General features: G+C 62.4%; 12 protein-coding genes and 1 tRNA gene. 9 read left to right on the forward strand and 4 right to left on the reverse strand.

Annotated elements, in window-relative coordinates; genetic code table 11:
• Window positions 1-60 precede the first annotated feature (60 nt).
• From BSY16_RS05155 to BSY16_RS05170, 4 genes are all read left to right on the forward strand, one after another.
• Window positions 61-2,568, forward strand: a complete 2,508-nt coding sequence (locus tag BSY16_RS05155; RefSeq protein ID WP_069061386.1) for a protein translocase subunit SecDF — start codon at window positions 61-63, stop codon at window positions 2,566-2,568.
• A complete protein-coding gene (locus BSY16_RS05160) occupies window positions 2,561-2,947 on the forward strand; it encodes an Mth938-like domain-containing protein (protein ID WP_069058668.1) in 387 nt (128 codons plus the stop codon). The genes BSY16_RS05155 and BSY16_RS05160 overlap by 8 nt, the downstream gene beginning before the upstream one ends.
• Before the next feature lie 31 nt (window positions 2,948-2,978).
• The gene (locus BSY16_RS05165) at window positions 2,979-3,821 is read left to right on the forward strand and encodes a phytoene/squalene synthase family protein (RefSeq protein ID WP_069061387.1); all 843 of its coding nucleotides are present in this window, start codon (window positions 2,979-2,981) and stop codon (window positions 3,819-3,821) included.
• A 78-nt stretch (window positions 3,822-3,899) separates the two neighbouring features.
• A complete protein-coding gene (locus BSY16_RS05170) occupies window positions 3,900-4,352 on the forward strand; it encodes a hypothetical protein (RefSeq protein ID WP_069058669.1) in 453 nt (150 codons plus the stop codon).
• A 3-nt stretch (window positions 4,353-4,355) separates the two neighbouring features.
• On the opposite strand, the gene trmFO is transcribed toward BSY16_RS05170, so the two are convergent.
• The 3 genes from trmFO to BSY16_RS05185 all read right to left on the reverse strand — a co-directional run bounded on the left by trmFO (window position 4,356) and on the right by BSY16_RS05185 (window position 6,542).
• A complete protein-coding gene (trmFO, locus tag BSY16_RS05175) occupies window positions 4,356-5,765 on the reverse strand; it encodes a methylenetetrahydrofolate--tRNA-(uracil(54)-C(5))-methyltransferase (FADH(2)-oxidizing) TrmFO (protein ID WP_069058670.1) in 1,410 nt (469 codons plus the stop codon).
• Between the two features lie 157 nt (window positions 5,766-5,922).
• Window positions 5,923-6,066, reverse strand: coding sequence for a DUF1127 domain-containing protein (locus BSY16_RS33055; protein WP_069058671.1), 144 nt, complete (start codon window positions 6,064-6,066; stop codon window positions 5,923-5,925).
• 332 nt (window positions 6,067-6,398) lie between these two features.
• Window positions 6,399-6,542: a DUF1127 domain-containing protein gene (locus BSY16_RS05185; RefSeq protein WP_069058672.1), complete on the reverse strand. Its 144-nt coding sequence runs from the start codon at window positions 6,540-6,542 to the stop codon at window positions 6,399-6,401.
• 1,099 nt (window positions 6,543-7,641) lie between these two features.
• Between BSY16_RS05185 and BSY16_RS05195 the strand changes: the two genes are divergently transcribed.
• The 5 genes from BSY16_RS05195 (at window position 7,642) to BSY16_RS05215 (ending at window position 12,644) form a co-directional block, all read left to right on the forward strand.
• The gene (locus BSY16_RS05195; protein ID WP_069058674.1) at window positions 7,642-8,745 is read left to right on the forward strand and encodes a DUF2157 domain-containing protein; all 1,104 of its coding nucleotides are present in this window, start codon (window positions 7,642-7,644) and stop codon (window positions 8,743-8,745) included.
• A 2-nt stretch (window positions 8,746-8,747) separates the two neighbouring features.
• Window positions 8,748-9,335 (forward strand): GDYXXLXY domain-containing protein, encoded by a 588-nt coding sequence (locus BSY16_RS05200; RefSeq protein WP_069058675.1) that lies wholly within the window; start codon window positions 8,748-8,750, stop codon window positions 9,333-9,335.
• Between the two features lie 138 nt (window positions 9,336-9,473).
• A tRNA-Leu gene (locus tag BSY16_RS05205) sits at window positions 9,474-9,558 on the forward strand.
• A 280-nt stretch (window positions 9,559-9,838) separates the two neighbouring features.
• Window positions 9,839-11,314 carry a trigger factor gene (gene tig / locus BSY16_RS05210; RefSeq protein WP_069058676.1) on the forward strand — a complete coding sequence of 492 codons (1,476 nt, stop codon included), beginning with the start codon at window positions 9,839-9,841 and terminating at the stop codon, window positions 11,312-11,314.
• A gap of 202 nt (window positions 11,315-11,516) precedes the next feature.
• Window positions 11,517-12,644: a DUF2336 domain-containing protein gene (locus BSY16_RS05215; RefSeq protein WP_069058677.1), complete on the forward strand. Its 1,128-nt coding sequence runs from the start codon at window positions 11,517-11,519 to the stop codon at window positions 12,642-12,644.
• 3 nt (window positions 12,645-12,647) lie between these two features.
• Here the strand turns inward: BSY16_RS05215 and BSY16_RS05220 are convergent, their stop codons facing one another.
• Window positions 12,648-13,079 (reverse strand): hypothetical protein, encoded by a 432-nt coding sequence (locus BSY16_RS05220; RefSeq protein WP_069058678.1) that lies wholly within the window; start codon window positions 13,077-13,079, stop codon window positions 12,648-12,650.
• Between the last annotated feature and the right edge of the window lie 65 nt (window positions 13,080-13,144).

Consider the following 13,144-nt stretch of genomic DNA (forward strand, 5'->3'; position numbering starts at 1 on the left):
CGCAATTCCTGCAAAATCGCATCGCGCACTTTTGCTTGAATGGCCGTAGGCGAGACCGCGATGCAACAATCCGCCCGCTTGAAGACCCTCTCTCTCTGGCTCGTCCTTGTGGCGAGCCTTCTTGTCATTCTGCCGAGCCTTCTCCCGGCCCGGATGAGCGCTAGCCTTCCCGGCTGGCTGGCGACGCACCGCCTTGTGCCCGGTCTCGACCTCACCGGAGGCTCCCGCCTGGTGCTGGAGGTGTCGCGCAGCGACATCGCGGCCGACCGGTTGCGTGCTGCCGTGGAAACGATTGGCAACACGCTGCGCGCTGCACGCATTCCCTATAGCGATCTCAATGGCGCGGAAGAGACGATCGACATCACCGTCACGGCGGCCGATCGGCTTGAGGCTGCGCGCGAAGCGCTCGCCGGCCTTGATCTCGGCACAATCAGCGAGCCGGAAAGCGGCCAACTCCGCCTCGTTCTGTCGCCTGCCGCCATAAACGATGCCGTGAGCGCCGCCTCGCTTGGCGCTGTCGATGCGGTACGCCGCCGTGTCGAGAGCCTCGACATTCCCTCCCTTGTCGTCGGGCGCGGCGAGCGCGACCGCATCGTCGTATCGATGCCGGGCCTGACCGATCCGCAGCGCGTCAAGGATATGCTCGCGCAGGTCGGCCGGCTTTCCGCCCGCCTCGTCGACAACAGCATGCCGGTCAATACGGCCATGGAGGATGGTGCACCGGCTGGCTCCGAAGTGCTCTACTCCATCGGCGAGCCACCGGTCGGCTACCTGGTCCGGCAGGACGATCTCTTCACCACCACGGATGTGGCATCCGCGCAGCCGGCGGCCAACGAAGAACCCTTCATCGAATTCGTGCTGAAGGGCGAGGCCGCAGACCGGCTCGCCGCTTTCACGCGCGACAATAGCGGCCGCACCATCGCCATCTTGCTTGACGGACAGATCATCTCCACGTCGCAGATCCAGGGCGCCATCACCGACGGCGTCGGCCGGCTCTCCGGCGATTTCGATGCCGAGGGCGCTGCAAACCTCGCCCGCATCATCGCCAGTGGGCCGCTTCCGGCACCGCTCACCATCATCGAGGAGCGCTCGATCGAGCCGGCACTCGGCGCGACATCCAGCAGAACGGTGGTGATCGCGCTCGCTATCGCCGTCGCCGCGGTCGTCGCCTTCATGACCTTCTTCTACGGTGTGCTCGGCGTCGTCGCTTCGGTGGCGCTGTTCTTCAATGTGTTGCTGACCTTTGCCGTGCTTGCCCTCATCGGCGCGCCGCTCTCGCTTTCCATGATCGCCGGTATCGTGCTGACCGTCGGCATCGCGGTCGATGCGAGCGTGCTGATCTTCGAGCGTATCCGCGAGGAGGTGAAGGCAGGCCAGGCGCTTTCGGATGCGGTCGATACCGGCTTCGCCCGTGCCCGCGCAACGGTGCTCGATGCGTCCGCGACGATGCTGATCGCCATTGCCGTGCTCTTCCTGCTGTCCGCCGCCCCCGTGCGCGCCTTTGCGCTCGCCGTCGGCATCGGCCTGCTGGCGACGCTCTTCACCACCTTCACGCTGACGCAGCGCCTCGTGCGCGCCTGGCTCGGCCGCAGCCACGCGACACACCTGCCGAAGGGCGTGCGCTCCGGGTTCTTCGACCGGCTGAACCTGCGCTTCATGGCGGTGCGCAACGGCGTGTTCCTGCTTACGGCTGTGCTGTCGCTTGCGATCGCCGGCCTGCTCGTCGCTGGAAAGCTCCAGCTCGGGATCGATTTCACCGGCGGTGCTGCACTGGAAGTGCGGGCGAAATCGGGCAACGCCGATCCAACCGATATTTTCGCACGCCTCAGCGATACCGGTGTCGATGTTCAGAGCGTCACCAGGCACGGTGATGCGCGGCATGCGCTCATTCGACTGACCTCGGCGGGCGAGGGCGAGAACGCCGAGCAGACATCGGTGCTCGTCGCCCGCGGCGAACTGGAAGACGACTACGATTTCCGTCGCGTCGAGGCGGTCGGCCCGTCGATTTCCGGGGAACTGATCGACACGGCGACACTCGGCTTCGTCGTCGGCCTTCTGGCGCTCGTCGCCTATATCTGGATCCGCTTCGAGTGGCATTTCGCCATCGGTGCGATCATCGCGCTGGCGCATGACGTGTTCTTCACACTCGGCTTCCTGGCGCTCGCCAAGATCGAGTTCAACATCACCGCCGTCGCCGCCCTCCTGACCGTCGCCGGCTACTCGCTGAACGACACGATGGTCGTTTATGACCGCATTCGCGAGAACCTGCGCCATTTCAAGCAGATGCCGCTGCCGATCCTGATCGACGATGCGATCAACCGCACGCTGTCGCGCACCGTGCTGACCTCGGCGACGACGCTGATCGCGCTGGCAGCACTTGCGCTCTTCGGCGGCGAGGCGATCCGCACCTTCGCGCTGACGCTGCTCTTCGGGGTGGCGATCGGCACCATATCCTCTATCTACATTGCCGGACCGATCCTCATCCTGTTCCGCCTGCAGCCGGAACGTTACCGCCCGGGCAAGGGCGGCAAGGGACCGGTCACGGAGGCGACGGGAGCCAATGGCTAAAGGCATCGAAATCCGGGAGGCGCATTTCCCAGGGCGTGCGCCGATCGACGCATATGGCAATGGCGGCTTCCGCTTCGCCGACATGTCGCATCGCGGCTCCATCCTCTGCCTGCCGTCCGGCATTCACGGCTGGGACAAGGACGAGAGCGCGCCGCTGACGCTTGCCGACCTCCAGCGCGTGCTGGACGAGGCGGGCGATATCGAGGTTCTGCTCGTGGGCACGGGCAAGGATATCCGCCCGCTTCCGGCAGACATCAAGGCGGCCTTGCGCGAGCGCAAGATCAGTTCGGATCCGATGGGCACGGGAGCGGCCGTGCGCACGTTCAATGTCATGCTGGCCGAAAGCCGGGCGGTCGCCGCCGCACTCATTGCCGTGTGACGCGGAAGGCGGTTTTCTCGACGTGACCGATATGCAAGCCAATTACGCGCACTGTCTGACGGTGCTCCGCGAGACCGATCGTGACCGTTATCTCGCCTGCCTGCTGGCGCCGGCGGAAAAGCGGGGTGCTCTCGCCGCACTTTATGCCTTCCACGCAGAGATCGCCCGCGTGCGCGACATGGTGCGTGACGCGCTTCCCGGCGAAATCCGCCTGCAATGGTGGCGTGATTTGCTGGAAGGTGAGGCGGATGGAGACGCTTCCGCCAATCCGCTCGCTGCCGCCCTGCTGGCCACGGTCAAGGAGTACGGGCTGCCCATCGCCGTGCTGACGGACATGATCGAGGCCCGCATCTTCGATGTCTACAACGACCCGATGGAAAGCCGTGCGTCCTTTGAAGGCTATGCCGGCGAGACCGCGTCTGCGCTGATCCAGCTCGCGAGCCTCATTCTCGATCCCGCCAATGCGCCGAAATCCGCCAATGCAGCCGGCCACGCCGGTGTGGCGCAGGCGGTTGCGGGCGCACTATTGATGCTGCCGATCCATCGCCGGCGCGGACAAGTCTACCTGCCGGCCGAACTTCTGGCCGCAACGGGGCTGACGCCGGAAGCTCTGCTCGACGGCAGCGACAGACCTGCCGCAACGCGGGCGGTGGAAGCCTTTGTCGGCCTCGGGCGAGAACATCTCGCCAAGGCGCGCGCAGCGAACGGCATATCGGCGGCCAATCGCCCGGCCTTTTTGCCAGTTTCCCTGGTTCGGCATATACTGGATGCCGTGGAGAAGGCCGGCGCCGAAGCGCTCGAACGCTCCCCCCAGCCTCCGCAATGGCGGCGGCAATGGTGGATGTGGTGGGCAATGCGTCGCGGTCCGTTCTGAAAACCTGACAAGACGCAAAATTGGCGCAAGCCTTGTCCGCTACAGCGGCAGAACGTTTTTCGTGGAGGAGTCGCGCCAATGCTCTGGACCATCACCGTTGGATGCCTGCTGTTGGCAGGGCTTATCTTCCGGCAGACTTTTCGCCGGGATGAGGGGCAGGAGATGGCGGGGGAGGATGCAGGTCTTGCGATCCTGGAATTCGGCCGGGCCTTTCCGGGTGAGGCGATCCGCGAGGTGATCACGACCACGAATGGCCGCACCGTGTTCCTTCGGCTGCATGACGGCAAGGCCGGCTGCATGAACGCCCACGGCCACCACTATTCCTGCCACCTGATCGAACCCGGCACGGTGCGCGTCAACAGCGCCGGCCCCAAGCGCCTCACCGTACAGTTCGCCAACGCCGCCTACGAAGGCGGCACCTTCGAATTCCGCGACGAGCGGGAGACGGCAGAAGTCTCGCTGTGGCTGCTCGGCAGCTTCATGCCCGGCCTGGCTGGCACAGATCAGCAGATCGTCGGTCAGCCAAGCTGAAGTTCAGCCTTCAAGCCACCGCGCGCAATCGTCGAGAGCCCGGGCGGCGGTGGCCTGTTTCTTGGCGATTGCCTTGTCCTTGCCCCGGAAACGCTTCAGGCCTTCCGGTCTGGTCACCGCGCCCGGGTCCAGCGGCGGGAACAGGCCGAAATTGACGTTCATCGGCTGGAACGAGCGTTTGCCGGGCTCGTCGTCCGAGACGATGTGGCCGCCGGTGATATGGCCGAGCAAGGAGCCAAAAGCCGTCGTTTCCGGCGGCAGCGACGGTGTCTCGCCACGGCGCTCGGCAGCGGCGAAACGGCCGGCGAGCAGGCCGATGCTGGCGCTTTCCACATACCCTTCGCAGCCGGTGATCTGACCGGCGAAACGCAGGCCGGGGCGGCCCTTCAGCGTCAATGAACGATCGAGCAGCGTCGGTGAGTTGATGTAGGTGTTGCGGTGCAGGCCGCCGAGGCGGGCGAATTCCGCACCTTCGAGGCCGGGGATAAGGCGGAAGATCTCCGCCTGCGCGCCGTATTTCAGCTTCGTCTGGAATCCAACCATGTTGTAGAGCGTGCCGAGCGCATTGTCCTGCCGGAGTTGCACGACGGCATAGGCTTTCACGGTCGGGTTATGCGCGTTGGTCAGGCCCATCGGCTTCATCGGGCCGTGGCGCAGCGTCTCGCGGCCGCGTTCGGCCATGACTTCGATCGGCAGGCAGCCGTCGAAATAGGGCGTGCCTTCCCACTCCTTGAAGCCCGTCGTGTCGCCGGCAATCAGGGCGTCGATGAAGGTATTGTACTGCGCCTCGTCCATCGGGCAGTTGATATAGTCCTTGCCCGTGCCGCCAGGGCCGACCTTGTCGTAGCGCGACTGGAACCAGCAGATATCCATGTCGATGCTCGGCGTGTGCACGATCGGCGCGATGGCGTCGAAGAAGGCGAGCGAATCGGCGCCGGTGCGTTCCTGGATCGCGGCAGCAAGCGACGGAGCGGTCAGCGGGCCGGTGGCGATGATCGCCTGGTCCCAGTCCTCCGGCGGCAAGCCAGTCACTTCTTCACGGGTGATGGAGATCAGCGGGTGGCTTTCGAGTGCGGCCGTGACGGCGATGGAAAAGCCGTCGCGATCCACAGCAAGCGCGCCGCCGGCCGGAACCTGGTTGGCATCGGCCGAACGCATGATCAGCGAACCGGCAAGCCGCATTTCGGCATGCAGCACGCCGACCGCATTGCTGGTCGCATCATCGGAGCGAAAGGAGTTGGAACAGACGAGTTCGGCAAGGCCGTCCGTCTTGTGGGCATCCGTGCCGCGCACGCCGCGCATTTCATGCAGGATGACGGGGATGCCGCTTTCGGCGATCTGCCAGGCGGCTTCGGAGCCGGCAAGGCCACCGCCGATGACGTGAATGGGGGCGAAGGAAGAGGTTTTTGTCATGGCGGTTCGTTACCATGGGGGCCGGAGCAATTCCAAGGAAAAGCGTCTGGCACGCATGCCGCACCCCGGAATCAAAAACGGCACCAGATGGTGCCGTTTGAAACGTTCCTCGCGCGTCGCCGTTTCCGGCCGCAGCGGCGGAAATCCGGCTGATGTCTTAGCGGAAGGAACGGGAAGCGATGTCGCGGATGTCGTAACGGGTCAGGCCGATGTCGGACAGCGTGTGGTTCGACAGGTTGCCAAGTTCGTTCATCGTGCGGCGGTAGGAAATCCAGTTCTTTGCGATGCGGATCGGGTTCATGGTCTTGCTCCTCAGAAGCGGTTGGCCGGGAGGTCTGCTCGCCGGTTTGTGAGGTCTATATACGCCCGCTCTTTGTTAATGTGCAGTGCAAAGAAAATGCAGCTGCTATGCATTTGTGCAATAAGATGATTAACGAGCGGGCATCTGGTTCCACTGAGGGCAAAAGGCAGAAAGTGCCGATATTCCGGGCAGATAGGGCGATGAGCACCGGATTCATCGATGTTGCGGATGAAAAAACGAGACATTGTGCGCCGCAAAAACGGGCAAACGAAAACGCCCTCCGGTGGGAAGCCGGAGGGCGTTTGAAATGGATCCGTTCAGGATCGTTCGGCTTAGATCGAAGCCTTGCGAGCGATGTACGGGATATCGCTGCGGCCGATGCCGAGGTCGCGGAGTTCACGGTCCGACATACGGCCGAGTTCGTTGACGGTCTGACGGTACTTGCGCCAGTTGTTAAAAGAGCGTGCCAGGTTCATGTCTTTACCCCTTTCATGGGCTTCCTACTGGGCGGCCGCTCGTCTTTGGCGCCGCCCTGATCTGATGTATTGAAATATACGCTGCATCGCCGAAAAGAACAGCGCTGTTACGGCACGGCACCCATGCGTTTTACGCATGTCAAGCGGAAATTTTGGCGAAATTCTGGCGAAAATCCGGGCGATTCGCCACAAAGGTAAATGCGGCCATGCGTGCTTGTGTGGGTGCAGTGCAAAAAACAACGCCCGCCGGGGGAGGAGATCCGGCGGGCGTTGCTGATGTCGATTGGCAACCTGGGAGGAGGAGGGGCTGCCAATCCTGTCGGGGACGTTGGGAGGAGGAGATCGTCACCCGACCGATGACGTTTATATAGTCCGCCGGGCCTTTGGACAGAAGCGCCGGATGAGAATGGCACCCATGCACTCTGCGCATATGCAGCAGACCAACGAAGCTCGGTTGCGCAAGCTTTAAGCTGGCGGGTGCGGCGTGGGGAGAAAATCGGTTATTTGGGGCGACGAGCCATGCGCCTTGCGCAAATAATAACGCCCGCCGGGGGAGGAGGTCCAGCGGGCGTCACTAAAGATGATTGGCAACTGGGAGGAGGAGTGTTGCCAATCGCATCGGAGGGACGCTGGGAGGAGGAGTGCGTCGCTCCGAATTCCATGTCGATCCCCGTTTCCGGGGCGTCGGGTCTTCGGCATCATGCCGGGCGTTCGACCAGTCCGCCCTCCCGTTTCTCTGTCGCCTCACACTACGCGGCGCCTTGATTTCCGGGCCAGATCATTTCTGATCCGATGACCAAACTATAGCTCCCCTTTTTGATTTTGTGCAGTGCAATATCGGCATGGATGATATGCGCCGGATGCATGCTCCAAATCGGGAGGCCAATCGGCCTTTGCACGCTAAAAATGCCATGGATTTCTTTATTTCTCGTTAATCTTGGTGGTCGCGATTGCCATTTCAAGGCGGAATGGCGCGAAGATTTGCCCGTTTATGGGTTTTTTGCTCCGATTGCGAATTTCCGGGTAACCTATATCGTCCCTGTTGGCAGAGCCGGAATCGGCGCGATGACGACGCATTTTGCGAACGGAGCGGGAACGGATGTACAGGGGCAGGCTGGAACGCGATCTCAAACTCTGGACGGAGCAAGGCCTGATCGATGCACCGACTGCCGGGCGCTTGCTGAAGGAATATGATTCCCGCCCTAGCTCGTTCAGCCTGGGCCGGGTGCTGATGATCATCGCAGCGCTTCTTGTCTCTGCTGCCGTCCTGCTGCTCGTTGCCGCCAATTGGGAGGTGATCCCGCGTCTCGTCCGGCTCGTAGGCATCGTGTGTGTGATCTGGGGCGCCTATCTTGCGGGCGGCGTGCTCATCACGCGTGGCGCAGAGCGGCTTGCCGCCGCCTTTCTCGTGCTCGGCACGCTCGCTTTCGGCGGTGCGATCGCACTTGTCGGGCAGATGTACCATCTCTCCGGCGATACGTTCCAGGCGATGCTGGTCTGGTTTGCCGGTGCGGTCGTGGCGGCCGTGCTCTTCCGTTCAGGCGCCGTCACGGCCATTGCAGGCTTTCTGGCCTTCGTCGTTGCCGGTGCGGACTGGACCGGATCCTACAATGCCCACGAGATGGTGCTGCTCTGGCTGATGCCGGTCATGGCCGTCATCATTATCCTGCTCGTGCGCTACACGGGCGCCGACAGGGTACGGCACCTGGCCTATCTGTTGCTCGTGACCTGGCTTGCCTTTATCTATAGCGAATACGAGACGCCGACGACTGCGATTGCGATCGCTGCGTTCGGCGCTGTTGCCTATCTGCTTGCCGCCGTGCCGCAATCGCCGCTTCATGCGGTTGCGCGCAGTGCCGGCGCCTCTCCGGCCTTCTATTCCTACCTTGTGCTGATCGTCGGCCTTTTCGTGCTGCACGCCGAATTCGATGACATTGGAGATCGGCTGTTCCTCGGCATCATCACGCTCGTTGCCGCCATCGCCGGCATAGCACTGTCCGGCAAGGAGAACGGGGCGGTGCGCTATCTCGGTTACGCTACCTTCGCCGCCGAGACCCTTTACCTTGCATCGGAGACGATCGGCTCGATCATCGGTACATCCGGCTTCTTCCTTGTTTCCGGCCTGGTGGTGGCACTGATCGCCTGGGGCGTGATCGCGCTGGAGCGGCGGTTCTCCCAGGCTGCAACGAAGGCGGAGGCCTGACCATGACGACATCCCGTTTTTTCAGCGTGCCCCCGCTGGTCGCCGCCATCGTCGCCGCCGCACTCCAGACGGCCGTGCTGGGCTACATGGTCGAAAGCCGCGCCTCCATCCTGCGCAGCGGGGCGGACATCAAGCTGAAGACGTTGCCCGTCGATCCGCGCGACCTGTTGCGCGGTGACTATGTCATCCTGTCCTATCCGGTTTCGACGATCTCGAAAGCGATCGTGACAGGCGAAGCGCCCAAAACCAGCGGGCTCGTGCGCATGTCCGTGCGGCTGAAGCCCGGCACCGACGGCCTGTGGACGGCGACCGAGGCAAGCTTCGGTGATCTTGCGCCGGTGGAGGGCAGTGTCGTGCTGCGCACGCTGCCGTTTGATTATTACGCCGGAGTGGATGGAGTGCCGGAAACGCTCTTCGTCAATTACGGTATCGAGCGCTATTATGTGCCGGAAGGCGAGGGCAAGGTGCTGGAGGAGGCGCGCAATCAGGAAGAGCTGGAAGTGGAGGCGCGGGTCTCGAAAGACGGCACGCCGCAGATCGCCCGGCTGATCCTGCGCGGCGAGCCGATTTATGACGAACCGCTCTATTGACGGCGAAGGGGCGGGATAGCGCCCGTTTCCACGTATTTTTCCTTTGATCCGCCGAAAACGGGTGATATAGAGACGCCGCGCTCGGAAGGCGCCATGATGAGCGGCCGCAAGCCGCCGTGGCAACGAGGTTTCTGAGACGCGGGTATGGTGAAATTGGTAGACACGCCAGATTTAGGTTCTGGTGCCGAAAGGCGTGGGAGTTCAAGTCTCTCTACCCGCACCAGAGCCACCAAACGCGGAAACAGCAGGTTTCAGCGGTTTGTGGACACTGCTGCATAATCCCTTAATTCGAAGGCGATTTAAGGGATTATGCAGCAGATTCTAAAGTACGATAGCGTTCTTTGTACGCCATGATTGGCGCGCGGCGCTGTCGAGAGCGCCATTTTGCTTGCCAAAAGGCCACCGAATTCAGTAAAGCCACTGCCGGCACATGGACCGGCGGGGTGTTCGCCATAACCGGCAGGCCGGTTTGAACACCGCCAACTCGAAATAAAGGTTTGAACATGCAGGTTATCGAAACGCTCGCTGAAGGGCTGAAGCGCGAAATCAAGGTCGTCATCCCGGCCAAGGACATGGAAACTCAGCTGAATGAGCGTCTTCAGGACGCCAAGGGCCGTGTCCGCATCAACGGCTTCCGTCCGGGCAAGGTGCCGTTCGCGCATCTCAAGAAGATGTACGGCAAGTCGATCATGGCTGAACTCGTCAACGAGATCATCCGCGACCGTCCGTCGACGATTCTCTCCGAGCGCGGCGAAAAGTCCGCTACGCAGCCGGAAATCGCGATGACCGAAGACCAGGCCGAAGCCGAGAAGATCCTCGCCGCCGAAGCCGATTTCGAGTTCACGCTCTCCTACGAAGTCATCCCGGCAATCGAGCTGAAGGACGCTTCCGGCATCGCCGTCACGCGCGAAGTCGTTGAAATCGATGCTTCGGAAGTCGACGAGCAGATCCTGAAGATCGCCGAAAGCGCGCGTTCCTACGAAACCAAGAAGGGCAAGGCCGCTGACGGCGACCGCGTCACGATCGATTACCTCGGCAAGGTCGACGGCGAAGCCTTCGACGGCGGCAAGGACGAAGACGCAGAACTCGTCATCGGCTCCAACCGCTTCATCCCGGGCTTCGAAGAGCAGCTCATCGGCCTGAAGGCTGGCGACGAGAAGGTCATCACCGTGACCTTCCCGACGGAATACCCGGCCGCAAACCTCGCCGGCAAGGAAGCCACCTTCGACATCAACGTCAAGGACGTCGCCGCTCCGGCTGAAGTCGAGATCAACGACGAGCTGGCCAAGAAGCTCGGCCTCGAATCGGCTGACAAGCTGCGCGAAATCGTCCGCGGCCAGATCGAAAGCCAGTACGGCTCGGTCACCCGCCAGAAGGTCAAGCGTCAGATCCTCGACCAGCTCGACGAGATGTACAAGTTCGACACGCCGGAGCGCCTGGTCGACGCCGAATTCGAAAACATCTGGCGCCAGATCAACACGGACCTCCAGCAGTCCGGCAAGACTTTTGCTGACGAAGACACCACGGAAGAGGCAGCCCGCGAAGAATATCGCAAGCTCGCTGAACGCCGCGTCCGTCTCGGCCTCGTTCTCTCGGAAATCGGCGAAAAGGCCGGCGTCCAGGTGAGCGACGATGAAATGCAGCGCTCGCTCTATGAGCAGCTGCGCCAGTTCCCGGGTCAGGAAAAGCAGATCCTCGAATACTTCCAGAAGACCCCGGGTGCCGCCGCATCGCTGCGCGCCCCGCTCTTCGAAGAGAAGGTCGTCGATCACCTGCTCAGCGAAATCAAGGTTACGGACAAGACCGTTTCCAAGGACGAGCTGATGGCTGAAGACGAAGAGGGTTCCGACAAGGAAACCAAGAAGGCTGCGCCGAAGAAGAAGGCTGCTGCCAAGGCTGACGCTGCGGAAGGCGAAGACGCCGCTCCGAAGAAGAAGGCCCCGGCCAAGAAAAAGGCCGCTGAAGGCGACGCCGAGTAATCGGTTCGACCCCATCGAATACGGAAAGGCCGCCCATCGGGCGGCCTTTTTTGTTTTGCTGCGTCGGGTAGGGCCGTGCCTCGATGCCTTTTCGCGCGTTCATGGCGATGACCGTCCGGTTAACGGATATGGTGAACCAATCTTAAACACTTTGTCGATAGCGTGGTTTCTTAGAATTTGGTGCAGGCGTTTGGGGCGTCCATTGATCGTTCATGCTTTTCTCCGATGGGTCGAGACCGCGCGGGCAGCCGACAGGGCGAAGGCGGCCAGTGTGTTGGCAAGGGCTTACGCACGCGCCCGTATCGCTGTCGAAGACAGGCGCGCCGCTGAAATGGCGATGATCTTCCTGCTCGACGATCCGGCGCCGAAAGTGCGGCTGGCGCTTGCCGAAGCACTCGCCGAGTGCGGGGATGCCCCGCGCGCCGTCATCCTGCCGCTTGCCGAAGATCAACCGGAAATCGCCGCGCACATCATTCTTTGTTCGTCTCTGCTTACGGATACCGATCTCGTCGATCTCGCCGCCAGGGGGAGTGACGTGACGCGCATGCTGGTGGCAAACCGCGTCTATGTCTCCCGACCGGTATGTGCCGCGCTTGCCGAAATCGGCGAAGTACCGGACGTGCTGGCATTGCTGGAGAACGAGGGGGCAGTGCTGTCGCGCCGCAGCCTAGCGCGCATTGCCGACCGTCTCGGGCACGATGCGGACATCCGTGCGCGGCTGCTTGACCGTGAAGACCTGCCGAGTGATGCGCGCCATGCGCTTGTCGAGAAGGTCGGCACGGCCCTGGCCGGCTTCGGGCTTATCCAGGCGGCGGTTGGAACGAGCCGCGTCGAGCGTATTACACGCGAAGCCTGCGACATCGCAACGATCGGCATGGTGGCGGAGGTGACGTCGGCCGAAATGCCGGCCCTCATCGAGCATCTGCGCCTCACCGCGCGCCTGACGCCAGTCTTTCTCATGCATGCGCTGTGCACGGGACGGGTGGAGTTTTTTGCCGCCGCGATTACCAATCTGTCCGGGCAGGCGGAACGGCGGGTACGTTCCATTCTCTCCGACGGTCGCGAGGCTGCGGTGCGCGCACTGTACGAGGCCGCAGGCCTTGGCCGGGATATCAGCGTACTGTTTTCCGAGGCGACGATGCTGTGGCGGTGTGAGGCCAAGGGCGGCGACGGCCTGCTTTCGGTCTCCGAGCGCCTGCTGTCCAGCGCCCGCGCTGCAGGCAACACGTCCTGCCAGTCGATGCTGGAGCTGGTCGAGCGACTGGCGATTGCCGAGCAACGCCAGACGGCGCGCAGCTACGCCGTCATCGCCACGCGCGAAGCGGCATGAACCTCATTTGGTGAAGCGTTTTACCACCCAAGAGTAACCATCCTCGGCGTAGCGCACAGGCGTGGTCACGGCGGCCTTCAGGGCCGCTTTGTCAGGAATGGCCTTTTTCACGAAGTTCAGCGTGCGGGTCGCCAAGCCTTCTTTGGCTTCCGCAGTTTCGGCCGGTACCGGAACCTCTGTGGCGGCAAGGGTATCTGCCGGCGTTGCATCGGGCGCGGGCTTTGCCACATCGGCGGTGATACGATCACCAGAACTCTCGCACACGGCGACGATCACCGGATAGTTCTTGTTCTGGTGGCGATTGATATAGGTTTCGGCCTGCGCATCGCAGAGCGACACGGTCTGCCAGCTGCGGTCGACCGTGTCGATGTAATGGCACTGGGTCGCGCTGTCGTCGCAACCCATGATCGTCATGACGATGAGCGCAGCTTTCATGGCCGTCCTTTCCGCCTTCGTTCCTGCCGGTTAGAAGCCGGCTTTGCCGCGAAAATAAGGCGGCA

It is taken from the genome of Sinorhizobium sp. RAC02 (assembly GCF_001713395.1).
Taxonomy (GTDB): Bacteria; Pseudomonadota; Alphaproteobacteria; order Rhizobiales; family Rhizobiaceae; genus Shinella.

What these genes read in the sequence shown, in the direction of transcription:
- trmFO (WP_069058670.1), bottom strand. Translation starts at nt 5,765, where the DNA reads ATGACAAAAACCTCTTCCTTCGCCCCCATTCACGTCATCGGCGGTGGC.
- BSY16_RS33055 (WP_069058671.1), bottom strand. Translation starts at nt 6,066, where the DNA reads ATGAACCCGATCCGCATCGCAAAGAACTGGATTTCCTACCGCCGCACG.
- BSY16_RS05195 (WP_069058674.1), top strand. Translation starts at nt 7,642, where the DNA reads ATGTACAGGGGCAGGCTGGAACGCGATCTCAAACTCTGGACGGAGCAA.
- BSY16_RS05155 (WP_069061386.1), top strand. Translation starts at nt 61, where the DNA reads ATGCAACAATCCGCCCGCTTGAAGACCCTCTCTCTCTGGCTCGTCCTT.
- BSY16_RS05165 (WP_069061387.1), top strand. Translation starts at nt 2,979, where the DNA reads ATGCAAGCCAATTACGCGCACTGTCTGACGGTGCTCCGCGAGACCGAT.
- BSY16_RS05220 (WP_069058678.1), bottom strand. Translation starts at nt 13,079, where the DNA reads ATGAAAGCTGCGCTCATCGTCATGACGATCATGGGTTGCGACGACAGC.
- BSY16_RS05200 (WP_069058675.1), top strand. Translation starts at nt 8,748, where the DNA reads ATGACGACATCCCGTTTTTTCAGCGTGCCCCCGCTGGTCGCCGCCATC.
- BSY16_RS05185 (WP_069058672.1), bottom strand. Translation starts at nt 6,542, where the DNA reads ATGAACCTGGCACGCTCTTTTAACAACTGGCGCAAGTACCGTCAGACC.
- tig (WP_069058676.1), top strand. Translation starts at nt 9,839, where the DNA reads ATGCAGGTTATCGAAACGCTCGCTGAAGGGCTGAAGCGCGAAATCAAG.
- BSY16_RS05160 (WP_069058668.1), top strand. Translation starts at nt 2,561, where the DNA reads ATGGCTAAAGGCATCGAAATCCGGGAGGCGCATTTCCCAGGGCGTGCG.
- BSY16_RS05170 (WP_069058669.1), top strand. Translation starts at nt 3,900, where the DNA reads ATGCTCTGGACCATCACCGTTGGATGCCTGCTGTTGGCAGGGCTTATC.